This is a genomic window from Streptomyces sp. SCPE 10, from assembly GCF_051980735.1.
In the GTDB taxonomy this organism is placed as follows: Bacteria; Actinomycetota; Actinomycetes; order Streptomycetales; family Streptomycetaceae; genus Streptomyces; species Streptomyces misionensis.
Map to the genome: position 1 here is coordinate 4,495,942 of NZ_CP197069.1, position 24,633 is coordinate 4,520,574.

Below are 24,633 nucleotides of genomic sequence, written 5' to 3' on the forward strand. Positions count from 1 at the left end.
GCACGCACCATGCAACGGCAGAGGGGCGTGACGGGGGAGTTTCCGCTGTGAGGGGTACTGGCAGGGTCCCCCACCGCTCGCGTGGCCTGCCTACCCTGTCGTCATGGACACCCGGGACGCAGTCAGCGCCTTCCTCCGCTCCCGACGCGACAAGATCACCCCCGAGCAGGCGGGTCTGCCGACCTACGGTCAGCGACGGGTGCCCGGACTGCGCAGGGGAGAGGTCGCCGCGCTCGCCGGGGTGAGCGTCGAGTACTACACACGCCTGGAGCGCGGCAACCTCAAAGGAGTCTCCGACAGCGTGCTGGACGCCCTCGCCCACGCCCTGCGGCTCGACGACACCGAGCGCACGTACCTGTACGACCTCGCCCGCGCCGCGGGACCGGCGCCCGGGGCGCGAGCCCGGCAGCGGACGGTCCGGCCGACGGTGCGGCCGAGCGTGGCACGGATCGTCGAAGGCATGCCGGAGCTGCCGGCATACGTGATGAACAACCGCCTCGACACGCTGGCCGCCAACCCACTGGGCCGCGCCCTGTACTCGGAGATGTTCGCCGACCCGACCTGCGGGGCGAACGTCGCCCGGTTCGCGTTCCTCAACCCCGCAGCCAGGCGGTTCTACACCGACTGGGAGCGCATGGCCCGCTTCGCCGTGGGCGCGCTGCGCGTCGAGGCGGGGAAGAGTCCCTACGACCGGGAACTGTCGAACCTGATCGGTGAACTGTCCACCCGCAGCGACACCTTCCGCGTGATGTGGGGATCCCACGACGTGCATGTCTTCCGCGAGAGCACCAAACGCCTCAACCATCCGCTCGTCGGCGACCTCGAACTCGATCAGGAGACCATGAGCCTGCCGGACGCAAGCGGCCTGAGCGTGGTCGTCTACAGCGCGCCCCCCGAAACCGCCGCTGAGGACCACCTGAAGCTGCTCGCCAGCTGGTCCGCCACAACCGGACTGGTGACCTGAGCCAGAGATCCGTCGGCAGTAGGCGGCGACTGCCGGGCGGCGGTGCGGGAGGGGGCGCTCGGCGGGAAGCCGGCGGTGGCGCCGCCGTGCGGGGCGGGGCTGAAGTCGGGCCTGGCCCGGCCGTAGCCAGCGCGCGTCCCGCGGGCTCCGCGCCCCGGCGCCCGCCCCGGCATCAGGCCGCACCCCGGTGCCCGGCTCCACCCCCGCCGCGCCGGGCCGCACCCCGGCGTCCGGCCGCGTCCGGCGCCTCGGGCCCGAAGTGCGGGGCGCCTCACGGGCGTTCGCTCCCTGTCCGGCTCCGGCGACGCCGGGCGGCGTCGGGAATGCCCGGCGGTCAGTCGATGGCGGTGGCGCGGGCGCGCTCCTCCCAGGCGGCGACATCGCCGCGGACGTCGTCGAGGTGTTCGAGCACAGCCGTGACCGCGTCCTCGCCCAGGGGCAGCCGCAGCGGGGCGTCGTCCGCGTCCAGGACGGCGAGGATGAGCGCTGCCGCCTTCGCGGGGTCGCCGGGCTGGGTGCCGTCGCCCTCGGACACCCATGCGCGGCTGTCGGCCACCTTCTCGTACACGCCGCTGTCCGGGCTGACGCCGGCCCTGCTCGCCGCGAACACCGAGGTCCGGAACGCGCCCGGTTCGACGATCAGCACCCTGATGCCGTACTCGGCGACCTCGTCGGCGAGCGCCTCCGAGAGCCCCTCCAGGGCGAACTTCGCCGCGCTGTAGCCGCCGAAGCCCGCGATGGACGTCTGTCCGCCCATGCTGCTCATCTGCACGATCGCGCCCGAGCGCCGCTCGCGCATGTGCGGCAGGACCGCGCGGACGAGCGCGGCGGGCCCGAGGACGTGCACGTCCAACAGGCGGCGCAGCTCCTGGTCGGTCGTCTCCTCGACGGCGCCGACATGGGTCCAGCCGGCGTTGTTGACCAGGACGTCGATCCGCCCGTGCCGGGCCACCACATCCCGTACCGCTGTCTCGGCCGCGCCCGTGTCGGTGACGTCCAGACGCAGCGCCTCCATCCGGCCGGGCCGGGCGGCCACCAGGTCCTGCAGCGCCTCGGTCCGCCGGGCCGCGCCCACCACGACGTCGCCGGCGGCCAGCGCCGCCTCGCTGATCGCCCGGCCGAAGCCGCTGCTCGCGCCGGTCACCAGCCACACCCTGTCCATGACCACTCCTCGTCTCGCCGCCGGTCACGCCTCCAGACTCGCGCCGGAACCGGTGACGCGCCCGTGATCCGCCGGGCCGGCCGGCGGCCGAGACGAGGAGCGCCCGGGCCCTGGACCTGCGCCGATCGGGTACGGGTGGCCGAGGAGCCGCGGTCCAGGCGTACGGCCGAGCGGGTGTACGTGCCCCAGCCGGCGCCCGGCGAGCGGATCCGCGCATCCGCCGGGCCGGGACCGGCGCCCCCCGCCGATCCGCCGCGGAGGGCGCGACGGAGGGCGGCCCCGGGAACGCGGCTCCGGCGCGGCCGAGGCCATGACCCGGATGGGCCCGCGGCGGCCGGTCAGTAGTGGATCTCCACCAGCCGTCCCTCCGCGTCCCGTTCCGGCCTCTCGGGCACCCGGACGGCGGTCCCGAGCGCGATCCGGTGGGCCGACCAGGCGGCCGCGGCGGCGTCGAGCACGTCGTCCGCGGGCACCCGGTCGGCCTCGCCGAGCTCGTCCGGGAGCACCAGCCCCGCCCGCGACAGCAGGGAGCGGCGCAGGTTCTGCCCACGCCAGGTCTTCTTGGCGTACGCCGGCGGCGCCCCGCCCGCCAGGGCCTGGAAGGACAGCTCGGGATGCACCTCGTGGATCCGCTCGTCCACGGCCCGGCACTCCCGCGCTTCGAGCAGCTTCGGTGCCAGGGCCCACGCCTGCCGGCTCAGGCCGCTGCCGGTGAGTTCCCGGCACCGGTCCCCGGCCGCCGCGAAGTCCGTCTCCTGCCACGCCGGCCTCGGCGCCACCAGGAAGACGCTGCTGCGCCGCGCCCCGAGGAGCGCGCGGGCCTCGAGGTCGGCGGCGCGCCAGCCCTTCTCGATCAGCCCCAGCGGCATGTCGACCGCGATCACCCGCACGTCGCCGGCACGCTCGATCAGCGCACCGAGCCGCCGGTCCACCAGGCTGCCCGCGTACGAGCCGTCCGTGAGCGCGACGCCCACCCACCCCTGCTTGCCACAGGCGTCCACTCCGAGGACATCCATTCACTCCACCCCTCTCCCACAGGAACCCGTCCGGGGAGCCGGGGCCGTGCCCAGGCTCGTTTCCCCGACGAAGACGAGGATCCCGCTCCGGGCCCGGTCCTCACAGCGTGCCCGGGCGGCGGCCCGGCCCGGCGCGGCGGCCACGACCCACCCGTACCGCCACCGCCCGTCGGGCCCTACTCGGCGTCGCGGGCCGTGGCGAAGCGGCGCTGGTAGGCGGCGGGGCTGATGGACAGTTCCCGTGCGAAGACGCGGCGGAGGCTCTCGTAGCCCGGGAATCCGGCCAAGGACGCCGCCTGCGTCGCGGTGTACCCCTGGTCGAGCAGCGACTTCGCGATGCCGAACCGGATCGACTCGACGTACCGGGCTGGCGTGGTGCCCAGTTCCTCCCGGAACAGCCTCGTGAGGTGACGCGTGCTGAGGTGCAGACGCGCGGCCAGTTCGGTGAGGGAGTAGTCGCCGGCGGGCTGCGCCGTGACCAGGTCGACGACCCCGCGCAGGGCGGGCGACCGGGGAGGCGGGCCCTGCAGGGGAGCGGAGAACTGCGACTGGCCGCCCGCCCGCCGCAGGTAGACGACCAGGGAGCGGGCCACCTCCCGGGCGAGGTCGGGACCGTGGTCCTCCTCGACGAGGGCCAGCGCGAGGTCGATGCCCGCGGTGACACCCGCCGAGGTGTAGACCGTGCCGTCGCGCACGTGGATGGCGTCGGGTTCGACGCGGGTCCCGGGGTGCAGGGCGGCGAGTCTGTCCGCGATCTTCCAGTGGGTGGTCGCCCGTTTGCCGTCCAGGAGGCCGGTCGCGCCGAGGACGAAGGCGCCGGAGCACACGGAGGCGACCCGGCCGGAACGGGCTGCCAGGTCCCTGGCGGCTTCGACAAGGTCGCGCGTGACCGGGGTCCTGGGGTGGACGTCTCCGCCCGGGATCAGGAACGTGTCGGGGTCCGGCTGCGTGGCGGCGCCGCCGTCGACGGCGATCCGCACCCCGATCGAGGAGGCGACGTCGGCCCCCGTCGTCGACACCAGGGTGATCCGGTAGTCGGCACCGAGCAGGTTCGCTTCCCCGAACACCTCGGCGGGGCCGGCCACGTCCAGCAGCTTGACCCCGTCGTGGACGAGGACCGCCACCCGATGCGTGCCGGAGCTCACAGACCCATCCTGAGGTGACCGGATTCGAGTGGTTCATGGCCGGACCGAGGCGGCGCCGGGGGCCGCGGGGTCGGCACCGTGGAGAACGGACGCGCGGTCCACTCGTCACCCATCGCACCGGAGAGCACGGACACCAATGACCGACATCATCGCAGGGGTGGAAATACCCGGAACACCGGCCGTCGCGGAGGCCACGGACTTCCTCCGGGAGAGGACCAACCCCCTGATCTTCCACCACTCCCGGCGGGTATTCCTCTTCGCTTCACTGCACGCCCGCGAACTCGGCCGCCGGCCCGATCCCGAGTTGCTCTACATCGCGTCGATGTTCCACGACACGGGTCTTTCCCTCCCGTTCTCAAAGACGCAGCAGCGTTTCGAGCTGGACGGCGCCGACCACGCGCGGAAGTTCCTGCTCGACCGCGGGTTCTCCGAGAGCGCGGCCGAGGTGGTCTGGACGGCGATCGCCCTGCACACGACGCCGGCGATCCCCGGCCGGATGGGTCCCGAGACCGCCGCCATGAACCAGGGCGTGCTGACCGACGCGCTCGGCTGGGGACTGGACAAACTGGACGGCGACCGGGTCGACGAGATCGTCGCCGCTCATCCTCGCGGTGACTTCAAGAAGGAGTTCCTGCGGCAATTCGTCGACGGCCTCAAGGACCGCCCGGACACCACGTACGGAACCATCAACGCGGACGTCCTGGAGCATTTCGTTCCCGGATTCCGCCGCGCGTCCATGGTCGAGCGCGTCCTCGGCGCTCCCTGGCCGCGGTGACCCACCGGACGGCGCCGTCGTGCGGGTGCACCGCGGCCGGGCCCCTCCCCGGTGCTTTCCGGCGCCTGGAATCGCACTGGCGTTCGCAGTCTGTGGAAAACTCCGGGGCTGTCGGTGCGGACCCCTATCGTTGAGGCAGTGGTCGAAGGGCGGCACGCGGGGGACCGGCGGGGGACAGGACGATGGATGCGACGGGCGGGATCAGCGAGATGCCAACGGTGACCGAAGAGCTGGGCGCGGCCGGCAGCGAGGTGCTGGCCACCCTGAACCGGGTCTTCGGGTACGAGGCCTTCCGGGGCCGGCAGGAAGAGATCATCGAGCATGTGGTGGCGGGCGGTGACGCCCTGGTGCTCATGCCGACCGGCGGCGGCAAGTCGCTGTGCTACCAGATCCCGGCCCTGGTCAGACCCGGTACCGGCGTGGTCGTCTCGCCGCTGATCGCGCTGATGCAGGACCAGGTGGACGCCCTGCGCGCCCTCGGTGTGCGGGCCGGCTTCGTCAACTCCACCCAGGACTTCGACGAGCGGCGGACGGTCGAGGCCGAGTTCCTGGCCGGCGAGCTGGACCTGCTGTACCTGGCGCCGGAGCGGCTGCGCCTGGACAGCACCCTGGACCTGCTCTCACGCGGCAAGATCTCCGTCTTCGCGATCGACGAGGCGCACTGCGTCTCCCAGTGGGGTCACGACTTCCGCCCCGACTACCTCAGCCTGAGCCTGCTCGGCGAGCGCTGGCCGGACGTGCCGCGGATCGCCCTGACGGCCACCGCGACCCGGGCCACCCACGAGGAGATCACCCAGCGGCTGAACCTGCCCGCGGCCCGCCACTTCGTGGCCAGTTTCGACCGGCCCAACATCCAGTACCGGATCGTCCCCAAGGCCGACCCGAGGAAGCAGCTGCTCGCCTTCCTGCGGGAGGAGCACCCGGGCGACGCGGGCATCGTCTACTGCCTCTCGCGCAACTCGGTGGAGCGCACCGCGGAGTTCCTGACCGCCAACGGCATCGAGGCGGTGCCGTACCACGCGGGCCTGGACGCGGGCACCCGCGCCGCCCACCAGTCCCGGTTCCTGCGCGAGGACGGCCTGGTCGTGGTGGCGACCATCGCCTTCGGCATGGGCATCGACAAGCCCGACGTCCGCTTCGTGGCCCACCTGGACCTGCCCAAGTCCATCGAGGGCTACTACCAGGAGACCGGCCGCGCGGGCCGCGACGGGCTGCCGTCCACGGCCTGGATGGCGTACGGCCTCAACGACGTGGTGCAGCAGCGCAAGCTGATCCAGTCCGGCGAGGGCGACGAGGCGTTCCGGCGCCGCGCGGCCGCCCACCTCGACGCGATGCTCGCCCTGTGCGAGACCGCCCGGTGCCGGCGCGGCCAGCTGCTCGCCTACTTCGGCCAGGAGCCGGACGCGACGGGCTGCGGCAACTGCGACACCTGCCTGACCCCGCCGGAGACCTGGGACGGCACCGTCGCCGCGCAGAAGGTGCTGTCGACGGTGGTGCGGCTGCAGCGTGAGCGCGGGCAGAAGTTCGGCGCCCTCCAGATCGTGGACATCCTGCTCGGCAAGCGCACCGCCAAGGTGATCCAGTTCGACCACGACCAGCTGTCCGTCTTCGGCATCGGCAAGGACCTCGAAGAGGGCGAGTGGCGCGGTGCCATCCGGCAGCTGCTGGCCCAGGGCCTGCTCGCGGTCGAGGGGGAGTACGGCACGCTGGTGCTCACCGAGGCGAGCGGCGCGGTACTGCGCGGCGAACGGGAGGTGCCGCTGCGCAAGGAGCCGAAGCGGCCGGCCGCCTCCCGGTCCAGGTCGGGCGGCGGGTCGGGCGGCGGCAAGGCCAAGGCCGTCGCGGCCGACCTGCCCGAGGAACTGCTCCCCGCCTTCGAGGCCCTGCGGGCCTGGCGCACCGGACAGGCCCGCGAGCAGGGCGTTCCGCCGTACATCATCTTCAACGACGCCACCCTGCGCGCGATCGTCTCCCAGATGCCGCGTTCCATCCGGGAACTGGCCACGGTCAGCGGGGTCGGCGAGAAGAAGCTGGCGACATACGGCGAGGAGGTCCTCGCCGTGCTGGCCTCCCTGGACGGCCCCGCCGCACCCGCCGCCGCATCAGCCCCCGACGAGGCACCGCGGGACGACGACTGGCCGGCCCCGGAGGACGAGCCGGACTTCTGGGAGTGACGGCCTCCCCTCCCGCACCCTCCGTTCCGACCACACCACGCCGCCGAGCGCCCGCCCCTGTTCCTCTCCGGGGGCGGGCGCTCGGCGTACCTGTCACGCCTTCGACCTGTTCGCCCCGCGGTCCCGCCGCGCGGCGAGCTTCCACCACACCCTGAACGACCACCTCCTCCAGTACCTCGCGAAGTCACCGGCAACGGTGACTGCTTAGTGACACGCGGGTCCGCCGACCTGCATCCTGTGCGGGACCCCGCCGGCGCCTCCGAGCCGACCGCGCACGCCGCTCGGAGGCGCAACCGAGCTGAATTGGAGTACTCCCATGCGCATTGGAGTCCCTCGCGAACCAGCAGGGGAGACACGCGTCGCCGCGACCCCGGCGACGGTCCGACAACTGGCAGGACTCGGGTACGACGTGCTCGTCGAGTCGGGGGCCGGGGCACTCTCCGCCTTCGCCGACGCGGCGTACGCGGAGGCAGGGGCGCGGATCGGCACGGGCGAGGAGGCGTGGGGCGCCGACATCGTCTTCCGGGTCAACGGCCCGTCGATGGACGAGGTGGGCAAGCCGAGGGACGGCGCCACCCTGATCTCCACGCTCGCGCCGGCCCTCAACCCCGAACTGGTCGACGCGCTCGCGGCGAGACCGATCACGGTGCTGGCGATGGACGCGGTGCCGCGCATCAGCCGCGCCCAGTCGCTGGACGTGCTCTCGTCCATGGCCAACATCGCCGGCTACCGCGCGGTGGTCGAGGCCGCCCACGAGTTCGGCCGCTTCTTCACCGGCCAGGTGACCGCCGCGGGCAAGGTGCCGCCGGCCAAGGTGCTCGTCGCCGGCGCGGGCGTGGCCGGTCTGGCCGCGATCGGCGCGGCCTCGTCGCTGGGCGCGGTGGTGCGCGCGACCGACCCCCGCCCGGAGGTGGCCGATCAGGTGAAATCGCTGGGCGGCGAGTACCTCCCGGTGGTGGTCGAGGAGGAGGCGCAGCGGTCGTCCGACGGCTATGCGAAGGCCACCTCGGACCTCTACAACGAGGCCGCGGCGAAGCTCTACTCCGAGCAGGCCGCGGACGTGGACATCATCATCACCACGGCGCTGATCCCCGGGCGCCCGGCACCGCGGCTGATCACGGCCGCCGACGTGGCGAGCATGAAGCCGGGCTCGGTGATCGTCGACATGGCCGCCGGCATGGGCGGCAATGTCGAGGGCAGCGAACCCGGGCAGCGGATCGTCACCGGCAACGGCGTGATCATCCTCGGCTACACCGACCTCGCCGGCCGGCTGCCCACCCAGGCCTCGCAGTTGTACGGGACCAACCTGGTCAACCTGATGAAGCTGCTCACCCCGGGCAAGGACGGCAAGACCGTGCTCGACCTGGACGACGTCGTGCAGCGCGGCATCACCGTGGTCAAGGACGGCGAGAAGCTGTGGCCGCCGCCGCCCGTGCAGGTCTCGGCGGCGCCCGCCGCCGAGCAGGGGCCGGCCCCCGAGGCACCCGCCAAGGAGGAGAAGGCGCCGATGAGCGCCGGCACCAGGGTCGCCCTGACCCTGACCGGCATCCTCGTCTTCGGCCTGGTGGTCGCCTTCGCCCCGGCGCCGCTGCCGCAGCACTTCACCGTGCTGATGCTCGCGATCGTCATCGGCTACTACGTGATCGGCAAGGTCCACCACGCCCTGCACACCCCGCTGATGAGCGTCACCAACGCCATCTCCGGCGTCGTCGTCGTGGGCGCGCTGCTGAAGGTGTGGTTCCCCGACCACCTCATGCAGGCGCTCGGCGTCCTCGCCGTCCTGCTCGCCTCCATCAACATCTTCGGTGGCTTCGCGGTGACCCGCCGCATGCTCGCCATGTTCAGCAGGGGGAACTGACGACATGACCGTCTCCGCCATGGCCACCGCGGCGTACATCATCGCCGCGCTGCTCTTCATCCTCAGCCTCGCCGGACTGTCCAGACACGAAAGCGCCCGGCAGGGCTGGGTCTACGGCGTCACCGGCATGGGCGTCGCCCTGGTCGCCACCATCGTCCACGTCATCAAGGACGGCCACGACCAGGCCGGCGACACCAGCACGCTCGGCATCGTCCTGATGTTCGTCGCCGTCCTGGTCGGCGGGGTGATCGGCCTGTGGCGCGCCCGGATCGTCCGGATGACCGGCATGCCCGAGCTGATCGCGCTGCTGCACTCCTTCGTCGGTCTGGCCGCCGTGCTGATCGGCTGGGTCGGCCACCGCGAGGGCCTGCTGGCCCGCGCACCGTCCGAGTCGCCGATCTCGCTGTGGCACATCCACAACGCCGAGATCGCCATCGGCATCTTCATCGGCGCGGTCACCTTCACCGGTTCGATCGTGGCCAACCTCAAGCTGTCGGCGCGGATCAAGGGCGCCCCGCTGATGCTGCCGGGCAAGAACCTCATCAACGTGGGCGCGCTCGTCGTCTTCGCGGGGCTCACCGCGGCTTACATCGTCGTCTCCCACGACCGGACCGACGCCACGGGCACGCTCGTCCTCGGGCTGATCACCCTGGTCGCCCTGGCCCTGGGCTGGCACCTGGTCGCCTCCATCGGCGGCGGTGACATGCCGGTCGTGGTCTCGATGCTCAACAGCTACTCCGGCTGGGCCGCGGCGGCCTCGGGCTTCCTGCTCGACAACGACCTGCTGATCGTCACCGGCGCCCTGGTCGGCTCCTCCGGCGCCTACCTCTCCTACATCATGTGCAAGGCGATGAACCGGTCGTTCATCTCGGTCATCGCCGGCGGCTTCGGCATCGAGGCCACGGCCTCCGACGGCGGCGCGCACGGCGAGCACCGCGAGATCTCGGCCGAGGAGACCGCCGAACTGCTGGCCACCGCGTCGAGCGTGGTCATCACGCCGGGCTACGGCATGGCCGTCGCCCAGGCGCAGTACCCGGTGGCCGAGCTGACCCGCCTGCTGCGCGAGCGCGGTGTCGACGTCCGCTTCGGCGTCCACCCCGTCGCCGGGCGGCTCCCCGGGCACATGAACGTGCTGCTGGCGGAGGCGAAGGTGCCCTACGACATCGTGCTGGAGATGGACGAGATCAACGACGACCTGGCCGCGACCGACGTCGTGCTGGTCATCGGCGCCAACGACACCGTCAACCCGGCCGCGGCCGAGGACCCCGCCAGCCCGATCGCCGGCATGCCGGTGCTGCGGGTCTGGGAGGCGAAGAACGTCGTCGTCTTCAAGCGCTCCATGGCCACCGGCTACGCGGGCGTGCAGAACCCGCTGTTCTTCCGGGAGAACTCCCAGATGCTCTTCGGCGACGCCAAGACACGGGTCGACGACATCGTCGGGGCACTCTCCGCGGCCCGGACGGTGCACGCCGCGGTGTAGGCCGGCCGGGCCCCTGCCCGCCTGACACCTCGTCAGGGCCCGGTGGTCCACGTCGCCGGGCCCTCGTCACGTCCGGCTCAGGACAGCGCCGTCAGCCCCGGCGCGAAGGTGATCAGCAGCGGCAGGAGCGGCACCAGCGCGGCCACCGTGGTGGTCAGGGCCCGGTGGCGGCGCAGCAGCCGAGGGGGCGGCTCCAGCAGACGGTCCACCCGCTCGCCCAGCAGCCGGCGGCTGGAGGCGCAGGACAGGACGCCCCGGTGCTGGTTGAGCTCGATCAACGCGAGGGCGGTGGTCAGATGGCCGCAGCGGCGGGAGGCGGCGTCGTCGGCGGCCAGTTCCACCAGACGGTGCGTCTGGTCGCGGAAGTGCGCGAAGAGCGGCACCCGGGGGAAGCCCGCGGCGAGCGCGGCGGACAGGTGCAGCAGCCAGTCGTGGTGGGCGCGCGCGTGGCCGCGTTCATGGGTGAGGACGGCGTCCAGCTGATGGCCGGTGAGCCGGTGCAGCGCCCCGGTGGTCACCACCAGCTGCGGGGGGTGGCCCGGCATCCACCAGGCGTCCGGGTACTCGTCCTCCAGGACCAGCATCGGGCCGCGCGCGGCCCGCAGCCCGGCCGGCAGCTCCGGCGCCCGCTCCCGCAGTTGGGCCCGGGCCTGGCCCCGGCTGCGGCGGACCTCGACCAGTTCCCGGCCGAGCATCGCGGTCGTCCAGGCGGCCCCGCAGGCCAGCCCCACGGTGAGCAGGGCGGCCCACACCGGGGCCGCGGAGAGGTCGTAGGCGGCCGTGACGGCGGGCGGCGCGGGAGCGAACACATGGTCGCGCACGGTGCGGAAGACGGCCGCGGCGCCGAGGGTCAGCCCGGCCACACAGCACAGGAGGACGGTGGCGACCAGGCACTGCCACACCCACAGCGCGACCACGGGTTCCCGTTCGGGCCAGTCGGCCCGGGTCAGCGCGCGCGGTGCCGGTACGGCCGCCGTCAGGGCGACGACGCTCAGCAGGAGCAGGCAGACGGTCATGCCGGGGCTCCGGTTCCTGGTCCGAGAGGGGCGGGAAGGAAAGGGGCGGTGCGGGTACGGGTGGTGCGGCGAGGGGCGGTGCGCGCGGGCGCCCGCCGGGACGTGGTGCCTGTCCCCGCCAGTATGACGAAGAGGGGCGCCGGGAGTCAGGTACCGGAACACGGACCGTCCCGATCCGGCACCCGCGCGCGGCGCCCGGTGCCGGATCAGACCGACGGCACGATCCGCCCGGTGACCTCGCCGAGCCCGACGCGGGTCCCGTTCGGGCCGGGGGCCCACGCCGACAGCGTCACCACGTCGCCGTCCTCCAGGAAGGCGCGCTTGCCGTCGGGGAGGTCGAGGGGGTCACGGCCGTTCCAGGTCAGCTCCAGCAGCGAGCCGCGCTGGTGCTCGTCGGGCCCGCTGACGGTGCCCGAGCCGTACAGGTCGCCGGTGCGCAGCGAGGCGCCGTTGACCGTCATCTGGGCGAGCTGCTGCGCGGCGGTCCAGTACATGGTGGAGAACGGCGGCTCGGCCACCACGTGGCCGTTGACGGCGACCGAGATCCGCAGGTCGTAGCCGCCGGGCTCGATGCCGGGGGCGGCGTCGTCCAGGTAGGGGAGCAGCGGGTGGGTGCGCTCGGGCGGGGCCGTCCTCGCGTGTTCCAGGGCCTCCAGCGGGGTGATCCACGCCGACACCGAGGTCGCGAACGACTTGCCGAGGAACGGGCCGAGGGGCACGTACTCCCAGGCCTGGATGTCCCGCGCGGACCAGTCGTTGAGCAGGCACAGCCCGAAGACGTGCTCCCGGAAGTCGCCGAGCGCGACCGGGGTCCCCAGCTCGGTCGGCACGCCCACGACGAAGCCGACCTCGGCCTCGATGTCCAGCCGGATCGACGGCCCGAACACGGGCGCCGGGTCGGCGGGGCCCTTGCGCTGCCCGGAGGGCCGTACGACGTCCGTGCCCGAGACCACCACGGTGCCGGCGCGGCCGTGGTAGCCGATCGGCAGGTGCTTCCAGTTGGGGGTGAGGGAGTCGGGGGCGTCCGGGCGGAAGATCGTGCCGACGTTGCGGGCGTGGTTCTCCGAGGCGTAGAAGTCGACGTAGTCCGCGACCTCGAAGGGCAGGTGCAGGTCCACCTCGGACAGCGGGTGGAAGAGCGGCTCCAGGGTCTCGCGGTGCGCGGGGTCGGTGACCCAGGAGGTGAGCGCGGCGCGCACCTCCGACCAGGCGGCGCGGCCCGCCGCGAGCAGCGGGTTGAGGGTGGGTCGGGCGAGCAGTGCGTGGTGCGGCGAGCCCAGGGCGGCGGCCGCGGCGCCCGCGTCGAGGACCTGGTCCCCGAGCCGGACGCCGACCCGGCGCTCCCGGCTGCCGGAGGGCGAGAACACGCCATAGGGAAGGTTGTGCGGACCGAAGGGGTCGCCCTCGGGGACGTCGAAGGGGGGCATGGGGTGCTGCCTCGCTCTCATCCGGGCCATGCATGGCGCTGTTCCACGTGATCGGCCACACGTTACGGCCGCGACGCGCCTCTTGGGCAGTGCCCGCCGGGGGTCGCCGCCCCGGCGTGCCCCGATCGACCGGTCCGGGTACCCGGACCGTGCTCCGCGCCCGGCGGTACGTCCGGCCCGCGGCCCGCGGCCGGTCCCCATCAGGGGCGCCACCGCGCGCACTTGGGGGCGGTCGGCACGCAAGTACGCGCGCCGACGGATGAGTCGGCGGAGTCGGAGGATCCGTATTCTCTGCTCATGGCACCCTCCCCCGCGTACGCACTGATCGCCACCGACCTGGACGGGACGCTGCTGCGCGGCGACGACACCGTCTCCGAGCGCACGCTTTCGGCGCTTGCGCGGGCGGCCCGGACCGGCGCCCGGCACCTGGTGGTGACCGGCCGTCCGGCCCCCAGAGTGCGGCCGCTGCTGGCGGCCCTCGGCTGCACGGGGCTCGCGGTGTGCGGACAGGGGGCGCAGGTCTACGACGCCGGGGCCGACCGGCTGCTGTGGTCGGTGCGGCTGGACCGGGAGCAGGCCGAGGCCGCGCTCGGCAAGATCGAGGCCGAGGTGGGGCAGGTGTACGCGGCCGTCGACCAGGACGGGGTGGACGGGCTCACGCTGACCGAGCCGGGCTACCGGATGCCCCATCCGACGCTGCCCGCGGTGCGGGTGGGCCGGCGCGACGATCTGTGGGGGGCGCCGATCAGCAAGGTGCTGCTGCGCCACGCCACCCTGTCCGACGACGCGTTGGCGGCGGTGGCGCGCTCGGTGGTGGGCCCGCTGGCCACGGTCACCATGTCGGGTCCGGGGACCGTGGAGCTCCAGCCGTGCGGGGTGACCAAGGCGACCGGTCTGGCGCTGGCCGCCGAGCGGCTCGGTATCGCCGCGGAACGCTCGCTGGCCTTCGGCGACATGCCCAACGACGTCCCGATGTTCCGGTGGGCGGCGCACGGGGTCGCCATGGCCGACGCCCATCCGGAGCTGAAGGCGGTGGCCGACGAGGTCACCGCGTCGAACGAGGACGACGGCATCGCCGTCGTCCTCGAAAGACTGTTCCCGGCGGGCTGACGGGGTGTCGTCGGCCCGCCGGGCGCCGGTCAGTAGGCGCTGTTGACGTTGTCCATGGAGCCGTAGCGGTGGGCCGCGTAGTTGCAGGCGGCGGTGATGTTGGCGACCGGGTCGTAGATGTTCCAGGAGGTCCCGGCCACGTGGTACGTGTTGAAGGTCGGGTCGATCACCTGGAGCAGGCCCTTGGACGGGATGCCCTTGGCGGCGTTGGAGTCCCACAGGTTGATGGCGTTCGGGTTGCCCGAGGACTCGCGCATGATGTTGCGGTAGATGCCGTTGTAGGAGCCCGGGATGCCCTTCTGGCTCATGATCGCCAGGGACTCGCGGATCCAGCCGTCGAGGTTGTTCGGGTACCCGGCGGTGGTGACGGCGGCCGAGGTGGTGGCGGTGGCCGCGGAGGCGCTGGCGGCGCCCACGAGCGGCATGGCGATCACGGCGGCGCCGGTGCCGGCGACGGCGAGCATACGGACGACGCGGTTGGTGCGGGTGCGGCGCGACTGAACGGCAGCAGGCATGGGGACGTTCCTCTCCTACGCCTGCGAGGTGAGCTGTCGGGTTCGGGCGGGGAGGTGCCCGGCCGTGCCCCGCGAGAGGCACGGCTTAACCCCGAGCCGTCCCGGTGCGACCGCGTGTCGCGGCATGTGCCGCGTCACGTGTGTCGTCCGGTCCGGCGACTTACCTGGGTCCCCCGCTCCTGCCGTACGAATGAGTTCGTTGATGGGTGTACGGGCGGCGGCAGGATTCGGCGTCCGCCCGATGGGTCGGGAACGTATGCGAGAGCACATGTCGGGAACAAGTGCCGGATTCATGCGATGTGGCATTTGACCTTGATCATTGCCCTATGGGGTACTTGATCCTTTGCGATTGTCAACGCTCAACTCGCTTACGCGGCAAGGGGGAAGGGGGTCTCGGGCGGCCGGTCGGGGGCAGGGGGTGTGTGTGGCCCAATTCACCAAATGGCAAACTGTGTTAAATCGGGCATGGGGGATTCCGGGTATTCGTCCCTCGGTGGGGTGGACCGGGTACTCCGCTCACCTCCGGGCTCGCGACGAAGCTCGGATTTTCCTGTTAAGTCGAAAAATGTCCGTTCTTCTCATCCGATCGAAGGGGTGCCGGATGTGCTCCGATACCGCCCGGGCTGGACGGGTGGGCGCTATCGGTGATCGAAACCGGACCGGATACGCTGACTTGAGTGATGGCAGCGACCTATCGACAAACCGTGTAATCGCCAGCAGACACCAGCAGACAGGAGACCCCTCGTGACCGTCGTCGGGCCGTTCGGGCTGAGCGTGCGGGACCAGGCTCTCGAAGCCGATGTCCAGGCCGGATTGGCGGCTGTCGAGGAAGGCCTGCTAGAGGCCACCAAGAGCGAGGTCCCGTTCATCACCGGGGCCGCGCAGCACCTCGTACGGGCCGGCGGGAAGCGGTTCAGGCCGCTGCTCGTGATGCTCGCGGCACAGTTCGGCGACCCCTACGCGCCCGGTGTGGTGCCGTCCGCCGTGGTGGTGGAGCTGACCCACCTCGCCACGCTGTACCACGACGACGTCATGGACGAGGCCGCCGTACGCCGGGGCGTGGACAGCGCCAACACCCGCTGGGGCAACTCCGTCGCGGTCCTCACCGGCGACTTCCTCTTCGCCCGCGCCTCCCAGATCCTCGCCGACCTCGGCCCCGAGGCGGTCCGGGTGCAGGCCCTCGCGTTCGAACGGCTGGTCACCGGCCAGATCCTGGAGACCGCGGGCCCCACCGACGGCCGCGACCCGGTGGAGCACTACCTGGACGTGCTCGGCGGCAAGACGGGCTCCCTGGTGGCGGTCTCCTGCCGGTTCGGCGCGATGATGTCCGGCTCCGACGAGACGGTCGTGGACGTGCTCACCCAGTACGGCGAGCGGCTCGGCGTGGCCTTCCAGCTCGCCGACGACTACCTGGACATCGCCTCCGACTCCCACGAGTCCGGCAAGACCCCCGGGACCGACCTGCGCGAGGGCATCGCGACCCTCCCCGTGCTCCGGCTGCGCGAGCGCGCCGCCCGGCTCGGCCTGCCCGAGGACATCGCCCTGTGCGAGCTGCTGGACTCCGACCTCAGCGACGACGCCCGGCACGCCGAGGCGCTGGCCGCGCTGCGCGCCCACCCGGCCCTGGAGCAGGCCCGCCGGGACACCGTGCGCTACGCCGAGGAGGCGCGCGCCGCGCTGGCACCGCTGCGGGAGTGCGACGCCAAGGCCGCGCTGATCGAGCTGTGCGACGCGGTGGTGCACCGCACCGGGTGACCGACCGGTTCGGCGTCCACCGGGACCGACCCGTCCGGCGTCCACCGGGTGGCCGTACCCGCCCGGGTGCTCCATCCTGCCCATAGGGATCCGTTCGAGCCCCTAGGGGTGTCCCTTGCGTGTCATACCGCAGTCGTACGCCGAGTTGCCTCCGTGGTCTGACGATTCCTCAGCGCGGATTTGGTCGTATGGACACCACGGACATCACCACTCCTCACCGATTCGGGTGAGACCGGCGGCTCGGGTGGACCAGCGTGAGAGCAGCCGCCGCCGACGACGGAGGTAAGGCACACATGGCACCGTACGAATCCGACGACGCACAGGGCGCCGACCGGGGCGAGGAGACGCGCTCGGGCCGCCGCAAGGCCGCCCGGTACGCCGTCCCGGTCGCGGTGGTGGGGGTGGCGGCGGCCACGATCGGGCTGGTCCCGGCCCTCGCCGACTCCGGCGACCCCGACCTGCCCCGGATCACCGCCCAGCAGCTCATCCAGAAGATCGCCGCGTCGGACGTGCAGCGGCTGTCCGGCACCGTGAAGGTCAGCACCGACCTGGGCCTGCCCGACCTCGGCGGCCTGGAGAGCGGCCTCACCTCCGGCATGACCCCCGGCGCCGGCTCCGGCTCCGCCGCCGACCCGCAGACCCGGCTCACCGAACTGGTCACCGGCACGCACACCCTGCGCGTCGCCGCCGACGGCCCCGACCGGCAGAAGCTGTCGCTCGTCGAGCAGGGCGCCGAGTACAGCGTCATCCACAACGGCAAGGACGTCTGGGGCTACGACAGCAAGAGCAACCAGGTCTCCCACGGCACCGCGCCGGCCGGCAAGGACCGGCGGGCCGAGCCCCCGGCCACGCCCAAGGACTTCGCCGACGAGGCCCTGAAGTCGGTGGACGACACCACGTCCGTGACCGTCGACGGCACCGCCCACGTCGCCGGGCGCGACGCCTACAAGCTGCTGATCAAGCCCCGGCAGTCCGGCACCACGGTCGGCGCGATCAGCATCGCGGTGGACGCCAGGACGGGCATGCCACTCAAGTTCACGCTGACCCCGAAGAGCGGCGGCGCCGCGGTGCTCGACGCGGGCTTCACCGAGGTTTCCTTCGCCCGCCCGGCCGCCTCCGCCTTCGCCTTCACCCCGCCGAAGGGCGCGAAGGTCACCGAGCGCGAGGACACGCGGGGCAAGGGCGCGCCGCACAAGGACACGCAGTGGCCCGGCAAGGGGCTGGAGGGGACCGAGGGCAAGGGCCTGGAAGGCACCGCGGGTCCGACCGTCCTCGGCAAGGGCTGGACCTCCATCGCCGTCTTCGACACCGGCGCCAAGGGCGGCCTCCCCACCGGCGCCAAGGGCAGTGACGCGGCCGGCTTCCTCGGCTCCCTGGGCGACAAGGTCTCCGGCAAGTTCGGCAAGGGCACGGTCTTCTCCACCCGCCTGGTCAACGCCCTGATCACCGACAACGGCAAGGTCTACGCCGGCGCGGTCACCAAGGACGCGCTGGTGCGGGCGGCGGACGCGGGCAAGTAGGCCGCAGCGGTCCGCGAGGGAGCCGAGGGCAGCGCCTTCGGCTCCCTTTCGCATGCGCCCCTCCCGGCGGCGCATCGAGTCCGGCCCCGCGTCGTTGATCAGCGCACCCGCGAGGCCCCCGGCGAGCCGCGGACCTGCGGCACCGGTCCGTTGGGACGAGGCTGTGACGTCGTGGTGACGCGGGGGCCGGGGTGGAACCAGCACACTGGTCGGCAGGATGCGTACGGCCGGATCGCGGCACGGGGGAGTGAGGGAAGGACCGATGGCTCGACTGAGCTTCGAGAAGAAGCGGGCGCCGGGGCCCGCGGCACACCCGGCGGCGGTGCCCGTGCGGGTGTACGGCGCGGGCGGCGCCTCCGTGGGCGGTACGGCGGTCGTGGCGGAGCCGGGCGAGGAGATCCAGCAGGCCGTGCTCAACCACCTCCAGCGCCTCGCCATCAGCCTCGGCGCCCCCATACGCGCCACCATCCAGGACGACCGCGCCGGCTGCGTCGTCCCCCTGGAGGTCTCGGCGGACGGCTCCAGCCGGGTCACGGGGAAGGCCGTACGGGTGGCCCCTGCGGAGTCCCCGGAGTTCGCGCCCTCGGGGAGGTCGCGCACGCCCAGGGGCGCGTTCGGCCCGGCCCCCGTCATGGCGGCCCCGGCATCCGCCTCTCCGGTTCCGGCACCCGCCTCTCCCGCCCCGGCATCCGCTTCTCCGGCCCCGGCGCCTGCCTCTCCGGCGTCCGTGCCCGCCGTGCCACCGCCCGCTGCGTCCGCCGTACCCGCCGTGCCACCGCCTGTCGTGCCCGCTGCGTCCGCCGTACCCGCTGTGCCCGCGCCCGGCGTGTCCTCCGTGCCCGACGCGCTCGCGTCCGCCGTGCCGGTGCCGGTCGTGGAAGGGCCGGAGCCGCTCACGGACGTCGTCGTCACCGCCGGGCCCCCGGCCTCCGAGCCCCCCATCACCACCGACTGGCCCACCGAGTCCTCCGCCCCCACCACCGCCACCCCCACCCCGCCCCGCGGCTTCGACGCCGTGGCCGAGGAGGTGCTGGGCGACGGCCCGGTCACCGAGACGCGGGAGGGGGCGGAACTGCTCACCGAGCCGATGACGCGGATCAACGAGGCCGTGCGGGCGGGCCGCATCGAGGCCGCGGCCGAACTCGTCGAGCACACGGTCGAGGAGGCCTCCACCGTGCTGGGCGCCCGGCACGCCGAGGTGCTGCACCTGCGCGAACTGGCCGCCTACATCGCCTACTTGGCGGGCGAGCCGGTGCGCGCCTGCCAACTCTCCCTCGACCTGGCCCGGCTGCGCCGGACCGCCGGGGACGCCGAGGCGGCGTACGGCAACGTGCAGAGCGCGTCGACCGCCTGGCGTGCCGTGCGGGACCCGGAGGAGGGCCTGCGGCTGGGGCGTGACCTGATCGACCTCTGGACGGACCTGGCCGCCGAACCGGGCCCCGCGGCCGACGACCCCCGCCCCCTGGAGTCCGCCCGCGCCCGCATGCTCCGCCTCACCGACCGGGCCGCCCGCGCCGCCGGGTGACCGGCCGGTGCCGTCAGGCCTCCAGCGAGGCCTGGTCCGGGGACTTCGCCCCGGGCGTCTCCAGCGGGGCGGCCGGCACGGCCGCCGCCTTCCGCTGTCCGCGTGCCGTGTGCAGCGCGTTGCCCGTCAGCAGCAGCAGGGCCACCCACACCAGGGCGAAGCCGGCCCAGCGCTCGGGCGGCATGGCCTCGTGGAAGTAGAGGATGCCCAGGAGGAACTGGAAGACCGGGGTCAGGTACTGGAGCAGGCCCAGGGTGGAGAGCGGGACGCGGATCGCCGCCGCGCCGAAGCAGACCAGGGGCAGGGCGGTGACGATACCGGTGGAGGCGAGCAGCGCCCCGTGGCCCACGCCCTCCGTCGTGAAGGTGGAGCGGCCCTGCGCCGTGAGCCACAGCAGGTAGCCGAGCGCGGGCAGGAACAGGATCGCGGTCTCCGCGGCCAGTGACTCGATGCCCCCGAGGGCGACCTTCTTCTTCACCAGCCCGTAGGTGGCGAAGCTGAAGGCGAGGCAGAGCGAGATCCACGGCGGTCGGCCGTAGCCGATGGTCAGGATGACGACGGCGGCGAAGCCGGTCGCGACCGCCGCCCACTGCACGGGCCGCAGCCGCTCCTTCAGGAGCAGCACGCCCATGGCGATGGTGACCAGCGGATTGATGAAGTAGCCGAGGGACGCCTCGACCACATGACCGGAGTTCACCGCCCAGATGTAGACGCCCCAGTTGACGGTGATCACCGCCGCCGCCACCGCGATGAGCGCCAACCGCCTCGGCTGGCGCAGCAGTTCGCCGAGCCAGGCCCAGCGCCGTACGCACAGCAGGGCCGCGATGACGAAGAGCAGGGACCACGCCATGCGGTGGGCCAGGACCTCCACCGCCCCGGCCGGCTTCAGCAGCGGCCAGTACAGGGGGACCAGGCCCCACGCGCCATAGGCGGCGAAACCGTTCAGCAGACCTATGCGGTGCTCACCCTTGGATGCCCCGGCCACGGACCCTCCCTCTGACTCCTCCACGCGCCGGCGTACGCGCGGGGACGAAGGTAGCGCCGGGCACCCCTGCCTGTCATGCCCGTATCGGCATACGGTCATGACAGGCGAGGCGGGAGAGAAAGCACGCCCCCCGGGGGAGCCGGCGGACACGCGTCGAGGCCCGGGACGGGGGTCCCGGGCCTCGTGGAGCGCCGAGCGGCGCAGCCGGTGGTGCGATGGTGCGGTGGGGCTGTGGTGCGGTGAACCGTCAGCCGACGACCGTCCACGTGTCGCCGCCCGCGAGCAGCGCGGCCAGGTCGCCCTTGCCCTTCTGCTCGATCGCGGCATCCAGCTGGTCGCTCATCTGGACGTCGTAGACCGGCCGCTCGATGGAGCGGAAGACGCCGATCGGGGTGTGGTGCAGGGTGTCCGGGTCGGCCAGCCGGGAGAGGGCGAAGGCGGTGGTCGGGGACGCGGCGTGGGCGTCGTGGACGACGAGGTCCGCCTCGTTCTCCGGGGTCACGGTGACGACTTCCAGGTCCCCGGTCCGCGGGTCGCGGACGACGCCGCGCGTGCCGTCCGGGCCGAAGCGGATGGGTCGGCCGTGTTCCAGCCGGATCAGCGCCTCCTCGGCCTGCTGGCGGTCCTTGAGGGCGTCGAAGGCGCCGTCGTTGAAGATGTTGCAGTTCTGGTAGATCTCGATCAGCGCGGTGCCCGGGTGTTCGGCGGCGGCGCGCAGCACCTCGGTGAGGTGCTTGCGGTCGGAGTCGATGGTCCGGGCCACGAAGGACGCCTCCGCGCCGAGGGCCAGGGACACCGGGTTGAAGGGCGCGTCCAGCGAGCCCATCGGCGTGGACTTGGTGATCTTGCCGACCTCGGAGGTGGGGGAGTACTGGCCCTTGGTCAGGCCGTAGATGCGGTTGTTGAAGAGCAGGATCTTGAGGTTGACGTTGCGGCGCAGGGCGTGGATCAGGTGGTTGCCGCCGATGGACAGCGCGTCGCCGTCGCCCGTGACGACCCACACGCTGAGGTCGCGGCGGGAGCTGGCGAGGCCGGTGGCGATGGCGGGGGCGCGGCCGTGGATGGAGTGCATCCCGTAGGTGTTCATGTAGTACGGGAAGCGGGAGGAGCAGCCGATGCCGGAGACGAAGACGATGTTCTCCCGGGCCAGGCCGAGTTCGGGCATGAAGCCCTGTACGGCGGCGAGGATCGCGTAGTCACCGCAGCCCGGGCACCAGCGCACCTCCTGGTCCGACTTGAAGTCCTTCATCGACTGCTTGGCCTCGGCCTTGGGGACCAGCTGCAGCAGTCCGTTGCCGGCGTCAGTCATCGATGGCCTCCTTCAGCGCCGTGGCGAGCTGCTCCGCCTTGAACGGCATACCGTTGACCTGGTTGTACGAATGGGCGTCGACCAGGTATTTCGCCCGGATCAGCGTCGCGAGCTGCCCCAGGTTCATCTCGGGGACCACGACCTTGTCGTAGCGCGCGAGCACCGCGCCCAGATTGCGCGGGAAGGGATTGAGGTGGCGCAGGTGCGCTTGCGCGATCGCGTCGCCGGACGCGCGCAGCCGCCGTACCGCCGCCGTGATCGGGCCGTACGTCGAGCCCCAGCCGAGGACCAGGGTCCGCGCGCCGTGCGGGTCGTCCACCTCGATGTCCGGGACCTCGATGCCGTCGATCTTGGCCTGCCGGGTGCGGACCATGAAGTCGTGGTTGGCCGGGTCGTAGGAGATGTTGCCCGTGCCGTCCTGCTTCTCGATGCCGCCGATGCGGTGCTCCAGGCCCGGGGTGCCCGGCACCGCCCAGGGACGGGCGAGGGTCCGGGGGTCCCGCTTGTAGGGCCAGAAGACCTCGGTGCCGTCGGCCAGGGTGTGGTTCGGGCCCGAGGCGAACCGGACACGCAGGTCCGGCAGTTCGTCCACCTCGGGGATGCGCCACGGCTCGGAACCGTTGGCCAGGTAGCCGTCCGAGAGCAGCATCACCGGGGTGCGGTACGTCAGCGCGATCCGGGCCGCCTCCAGGGCCGCGTCGAAGCAGTCGGCCGGCGTTCTGGGCGCGATCACCGGGACCGGCGCCTCGCCGTTGCGGCCGTACATCGCCTGGAGCAGGTCCGCCTGCTCGGTCTTGGTCGGCAGACCCGTGGACGGGCCGCCGCGCTGGATGTCCACCACCAGCAGCGGCAGCTCCAGGGAGACCGCCAGGCCGATCGTCTCGCTCTTGAGCGCGATACCGGGACCGGACGTCGTGGTGACCGCGAGCGAACCGCCGAACGCCGCGCCCAGCGCCGCGCCGATGCCCGCGATCTCGTCCTCCGCCTGGAAGGTCCGCACGCCGAAGTTCTTGTGCTTGCTCAGCTCGTGCAGGATGTCGGAGGCCGGGGTGATCGGGTACGAGCCCAGGAACAGCGGCAGATCCGCCTGCCGGGAGGCGCTGATCAGACCGTAGGACAGGGCCAGGTTGCCGGAGATGTTCCGGTAGGTGCCCACCGGGAAGGCCTTGGCGGCCGGGGCGACCTCGTAGGAGACCGCGAAGTCCTCGGTGGTCTCGCCGAAGTTCCAGCCGGCGCGGAACGCGGCGATGTTCGCCGCCATGATCTCCGGCTTCTTCGCGAACTTCGACTTCAGGAACCTCTCGGTGCCCTCGGTCGGCCGGTGGTACATCCAGCTCAGCAGGCCCAGGGCGAACATGTTCTTGCTGCGCTCGGCCTCCTTGCGGGAGAGGTCGAACTCCTTGAGGGCCTCCACCGTCAGGGTGGTCAGCGGCACCGGGTGGAGGCCGTAGCCGTCGAGCGAGCCGTCCTCCAGCGGCGAGGCGTCGTAGCCCACCTTCTGCAGGGCCCGCTTGGTGAACTCGTCCGTGTTCACGATGATCTCGGCGCCGCGCGGCAGATCCCCGATGTTGGCCTTCAGGGCCGCCGGGTTCATCGCGACGAGGACGTTCGGCGCGTCACCCGGGGTGAGGATGTCGTGGTCGGCGAAGTGGAGCTGGAACGAGGAGACGCCGGGGAGGGTGCCTGCGGGGGCACGGATCTCGGCGGGGAAGTTCGGAAGGGTGGAGAGGTCGTTGCCGAAGGAAGCGGTCTCCGAGGTGAATCGGTCCCCGGTGAGCTGCATGCCGTCACCCGAGTCCCCCGCGAACCGGATGATCACCCGGTCCAGGCGGCGCACATCCTTCGTGCCGCCCGGTTTGCGCTGCTCCCCGACTACTGATCCGTCGGCCTGCTCCGCCTGGCTGCTGACCTGGCTGGTCACTGAACTGGACCTCCTTCGAGGCGGCTGTCCGGGGCGTGGTCGCACCACGGACCATCCCAGGATCAACCCTACGTCGGTTAGGGTCGCCTTCCCGAGGTCATCCGTAGATTGGGACGACGTTTCGAGTCGGCCTGTCGCGCTGACATGTCAGGGCTTCCTTCCCCGCTTCCCCCCTCCGCTCCCCTGCCGGGTACCCGTCTTTCCCACGGAAGCCGGAGGCTCTGACGCGCCCCTGACGCCGTGGCCCCCGGCCGGTGCCGGGAGGCGGCCGATCAGGAGTTCAGATAGGTGAGCACGGCCAGCACGCGCCGGTGGTCGCCGTCGCTCGGCGCCAGGCCGAGCTTGAGGAAGATGTTGCTGACGTGCTTCTCCACCGCGCCGTCGCTGACCACGAGCTGCCGGGCGATCGCCGAGTTCGTACGGCCCTCCGCCATCAGCCCCAGCACCTCGCGTTCGCGCGGGGTGAGCTTGGCCAGCACGTCCTGCTTGCGGCTGCGGCCCAGCAGCTGCGCGACCACCTCCGGGTCCAGCGCCGTCCCGCCCTCGGCGACCCGCACCACCGCGTCCACGAACTCGCGGACCTCCGCGACCCGGTCCTTGAGCAGATAGCCCACGCCCCGGGAGGAACCGGCCAGCAGCTCGGTGGCGTACCGCTCCTCCACGTACTGCGACAGCACCAGCACCCCGAGGCCGGGATGCCGCCGGCGCAGGGCCACGGCCGCCCGCACCCCCTCGTCAGTGTGCGTCGGCGGCATCCGCACGTCCGCCACCACCACGTCCGGCAGCGCGCCCTCGCCGGCCAGATCGGCGATGGTCTTCACCAGCGCCTCGGCGTCCCCCACGCCGGCCACCACGTCATGCCCCCGGTCGGTGAGCAGCCGGGTCAGCCCCTCCCGCAACAGCACCGAGTCCTCGGCGATGACCACCCGCACCCTGTTCTCCACGCTCCATGCCCCCGTACACCCGGTCCCGTGAC

At 72.5% G+C, this 24,633-nt stretch carries 19 protein-coding genes and 1 riboswitch; of the genes, 9 read left to right on the forward strand and 10 right to left on the reverse strand.

Going from position 1 to position 24,633, the window contains the following annotated elements:
- Positions 1-103 precede the first annotated feature (103 nt).
- Positions 104-964: a helix-turn-helix transcriptional regulator gene (locus ACSP97_RS20890; protein WP_440553737.1), complete on the forward strand. Its 861-nt coding sequence runs from the start codon at positions 104-106 to the stop codon at positions 962-964.
- Between the two features lie 334 nt (positions 965-1,298).
- On the opposite strand, the gene ACSP97_RS20895 is transcribed toward ACSP97_RS20890, so the two are convergent.
- The 3 genes from ACSP97_RS20895 to ACSP97_RS20905 all read right to left on the reverse strand — a co-directional run bounded on the left by ACSP97_RS20895 (position 1,299) and on the right by ACSP97_RS20905 (position 4,287).
- On the reverse strand, positions 1,299-2,126 hold the full coding sequence (locus tag ACSP97_RS20895; RefSeq protein WP_440553738.1) for an SDR family NAD(P)-dependent oxidoreductase: 828 nt from the start codon (positions 2,124-2,126) through the stop codon (positions 1,299-1,301).
- A 338-nt stretch (positions 2,127-2,464) separates the two neighbouring features.
- The gene (locus ACSP97_RS20900) at positions 2,465-3,142 is read right to left on the reverse strand and encodes a DUF429 domain-containing protein (protein WP_355145328.1); all 678 of its coding nucleotides are present in this window, start codon (positions 3,140-3,142) and stop codon (positions 2,465-2,467) included.
- A 176-nt stretch (positions 3,143-3,318) separates the two neighbouring features.
- On the reverse strand, positions 3,319-4,287 hold the full coding sequence (locus ACSP97_RS20905) for a GlxA family transcriptional regulator (RefSeq protein WP_355324479.1): 969 nt from the start codon (positions 4,285-4,287) through the stop codon (positions 3,319-3,321).
- 136 nt (positions 4,288-4,423) lie between these two features.
- On the opposite strand from ACSP97_RS20905, the gene ACSP97_RS20910 reads away from it, so the two are divergent.
- From ACSP97_RS20910 to pntB, 4 genes are all read left to right on the forward strand, one after another.
- Positions 4,424-5,062, forward strand: a complete 639-nt coding sequence (locus ACSP97_RS20910) for an HD domain-containing protein (protein WP_355324476.1) — start codon at positions 4,424-4,426, stop codon at positions 5,060-5,062.
- A gap of 182 nt (positions 5,063-5,244) precedes the next feature.
- Complete coding sequence (gene recQ, locus ACSP97_RS20915) at positions 5,245-7,236, forward strand: DNA helicase RecQ (RefSeq protein WP_358270994.1); 1,992 nt, start codon at positions 5,245-5,247, stop codon at positions 7,234-7,236.
- Between the two features lie 316 nt (positions 7,237-7,552).
- Entirely contained in the window at positions 7,553-9,094 is a 1,542-nt protein-coding gene (locus tag ACSP97_RS20920) for a Re/Si-specific NAD(P)(+) transhydrogenase subunit alpha (RefSeq protein ID WP_391869839.1), read from the forward strand.
- Positions 9,095-9,098: 4 nt separating this feature from the next.
- Complete coding sequence (gene pntB / locus ACSP97_RS20925) at positions 9,099-10,574, forward strand: Re/Si-specific NAD(P)(+) transhydrogenase subunit beta (protein WP_355145338.1); 1,476 nt, start codon at positions 9,099-9,101, stop codon at positions 10,572-10,574.
- Positions 10,575-10,651: 77 nt separating this feature from the next.
- Here the strand turns inward: pntB and ACSP97_RS20930 are convergent, their stop codons facing one another.
- Complete coding sequence (locus ACSP97_RS20930) at positions 10,652-11,590, reverse strand: M56 family metallopeptidase (RefSeq protein WP_355528000.1); 939 nt, start codon at positions 11,588-11,590, stop codon at positions 10,652-10,654.
- A 206-nt stretch (positions 11,591-11,796) separates the two neighbouring features.
- A complete protein-coding gene (gene fahA / locus ACSP97_RS20935; RefSeq protein ID WP_355324467.1) occupies positions 11,797-13,017 on the reverse strand; it encodes a fumarylacetoacetase in 1,221 nt (406 codons plus the stop codon).
- Positions 13,018-13,314: 297 nt separating this feature from the next.
- On the opposite strand from fahA, the gene ACSP97_RS20940 reads away from it, so the two are divergent.
- On the forward strand, positions 13,315-14,127 hold the full coding sequence (locus ACSP97_RS20940; RefSeq protein WP_358270990.1) for an HAD family hydrolase: 813 nt from the start codon (positions 13,315-13,317) through the stop codon (positions 14,125-14,127).
- A gap of 29 nt (positions 14,128-14,156) precedes the next feature.
- On the opposite strand, the gene ACSP97_RS20945 is transcribed toward ACSP97_RS20940, so the two are convergent.
- Positions 14,157-14,642 (reverse strand): transglycosylase SLT domain-containing protein, encoded by a 486-nt coding sequence (locus ACSP97_RS20945; protein WP_355145346.1) that lies wholly within the window; start codon positions 14,640-14,642, stop codon positions 14,157-14,159.
- Positions 14,643-14,645: 3 nt separating this feature from the next.
- Positions 14,646-14,854, reverse strand: a riboswitch (cyclic di-AMP (ydaO/yuaA leader).
- 532 nt (positions 14,855-15,386) lie between these two features.
- Between ACSP97_RS20945 and ACSP97_RS20950 the strand changes: the two genes are divergently transcribed.
- The 3 genes from ACSP97_RS20950 to ACSP97_RS20960 all read left to right on the forward strand — a co-directional run bounded on the left by ACSP97_RS20950 (position 15,387) and on the right by ACSP97_RS20960 (position 19,442).
- Positions 15,387-16,397, forward strand: coding sequence for a polyprenyl synthetase family protein (locus tag ACSP97_RS20950; RefSeq protein ID WP_440553743.1), 1,011 nt, complete (start codon positions 15,387-15,389; stop codon positions 16,395-16,397).
- Positions 16,398-16,690: 293 nt separating this feature from the next.
- Complete coding sequence (locus ACSP97_RS20955; protein WP_440553745.1) at positions 16,691-17,917, forward strand: LolA family protein; 1,227 nt, start codon at positions 16,691-16,693, stop codon at positions 17,915-17,917.
- 262 nt (positions 17,918-18,179) lie between these two features.
- Positions 18,180-19,442 (forward strand): tetratricopeptide repeat protein, encoded by a 1,263-nt coding sequence (locus ACSP97_RS20960; RefSeq protein ID WP_440553747.1) that lies wholly within the window; start codon positions 18,180-18,182, stop codon positions 19,440-19,442.
- A 13-nt stretch (positions 19,443-19,455) separates the two neighbouring features.
- Here the strand turns inward: ACSP97_RS20960 and rarD are convergent, their stop codons facing one another.
- The 4 genes from rarD to ACSP97_RS20980 form a co-directional block, all read right to left on the reverse strand.
- Positions 19,456-20,427 carry an EamA family transporter RarD gene (gene rarD, locus ACSP97_RS20965; RefSeq protein ID WP_355145354.1) on the reverse strand — a complete coding sequence of 324 codons (972 nt, stop codon included), beginning with the start codon at positions 20,425-20,427 and terminating at the stop codon, positions 19,456-19,458.
- Between the two features lie 247 nt (positions 20,428-20,674).
- The gene (locus ACSP97_RS20970) at positions 20,675-21,736 is read right to left on the reverse strand and encodes a 2-oxoacid:ferredoxin oxidoreductase subunit beta (RefSeq protein ID WP_440553749.1); all 1,062 of its coding nucleotides are present in this window, start codon (positions 21,734-21,736) and stop codon (positions 20,675-20,677) included.
- Positions 21,729-23,657: a 2-oxoacid:acceptor oxidoreductase subunit alpha gene (locus tag ACSP97_RS20975; RefSeq protein ID WP_358270984.1), complete on the reverse strand. Its 1,929-nt coding sequence runs from the start codon at positions 23,655-23,657 to the stop codon at positions 21,729-21,731. Before ACSP97_RS20975 ends, ACSP97_RS20970 begins: the two co-directional genes overlap by 8 nt.
- A gap of 272 nt (positions 23,658-23,929) precedes the next feature.
- Complete coding sequence (locus ACSP97_RS20980) at positions 23,930-24,589, reverse strand: response regulator transcription factor (RefSeq protein ID WP_279628633.1); 660 nt, start codon at positions 24,587-24,589, stop codon at positions 23,930-23,932.
- Between the last annotated feature and the right edge of the window lie 44 nt (positions 24,590-24,633).

Bases quoted from the DNA above. Each gene is read 5' to 3' on its own strand.
- ACSP97_RS20890 (WP_440553737.1), top strand. From the start codon at position 104: ATGGACACCCGGGACGCAGTCAGCGCCTTCCTCCGCTCCCGACGCGAC.
- ACSP97_RS20895 (WP_440553738.1), bottom strand. From the start codon at position 2,126: ATGGACAGGGTGTGGCTGGTGACCGGCGCGAGCAGCGGCTTCGGCCGG.
- ACSP97_RS20900 (WP_355145328.1), bottom strand. From the start codon at position 3,142: ATGGATGTCCTCGGAGTGGACGCCTGTGGCAAGCAGGGGTGGGTGGGC.
- ACSP97_RS20910 (WP_355324476.1), top strand. From the start codon at position 4,424: ATGACCGACATCATCGCAGGGGTGGAAATACCCGGAACACCGGCCGTC.
- recQ (WP_358270994.1), top strand. From the start codon at position 5,245: ATGGATGCGACGGGCGGGATCAGCGAGATGCCAACGGTGACCGAAGAG.
- ACSP97_RS20920 (WP_391869839.1), top strand. From the start codon at position 7,553: ATGCGCATTGGAGTCCCTCGCGAACCAGCAGGGGAGACACGCGTCGCC.
- pntB (WP_355145338.1), top strand. From the start codon at position 9,099: ATGACCGTCTCCGCCATGGCCACCGCGGCGTACATCATCGCCGCGCTG.
- ACSP97_RS20930 (WP_355528000.1), bottom strand. From the start codon at position 11,590: ATGACCGTCTGCCTGCTCCTGCTGAGCGTCGTCGCCCTGACGGCGGCC.
- fahA (WP_355324467.1), bottom strand. From the start codon at position 13,017: ATGCCCCCCTTCGACGTCCCCGAGGGCGACCCCTTCGGTCCGCACAAC.
- ACSP97_RS20940 (WP_358270990.1), top strand. From the start codon at position 13,315: ATGGCACCCTCCCCCGCGTACGCACTGATCGCCACCGACCTGGACGGG.
- ACSP97_RS20945 (WP_355145346.1), bottom strand. From the start codon at position 14,642: ATGCCTGCTGCCGTTCAGTCGCGCCGCACCCGCACCAACCGCGTCGTC.
- ACSP97_RS20955 (WP_440553745.1), top strand. From the start codon at position 16,691: ATGGCACCGTACGAATCCGACGACGCACAGGGCGCCGACCGGGGCGAG.
- ACSP97_RS20960 (WP_440553747.1), top strand. From the start codon at position 18,180: ATGGCTCGACTGAGCTTCGAGAAGAAGCGGGCGCCGGGGCCCGCGGCA.
- ACSP97_RS20970 (WP_440553749.1), bottom strand. From the start codon at position 21,736: ATGACTGACGCCGGCAACGGACTGCTGCAGCTGGTCCCCAAGGCCGAG.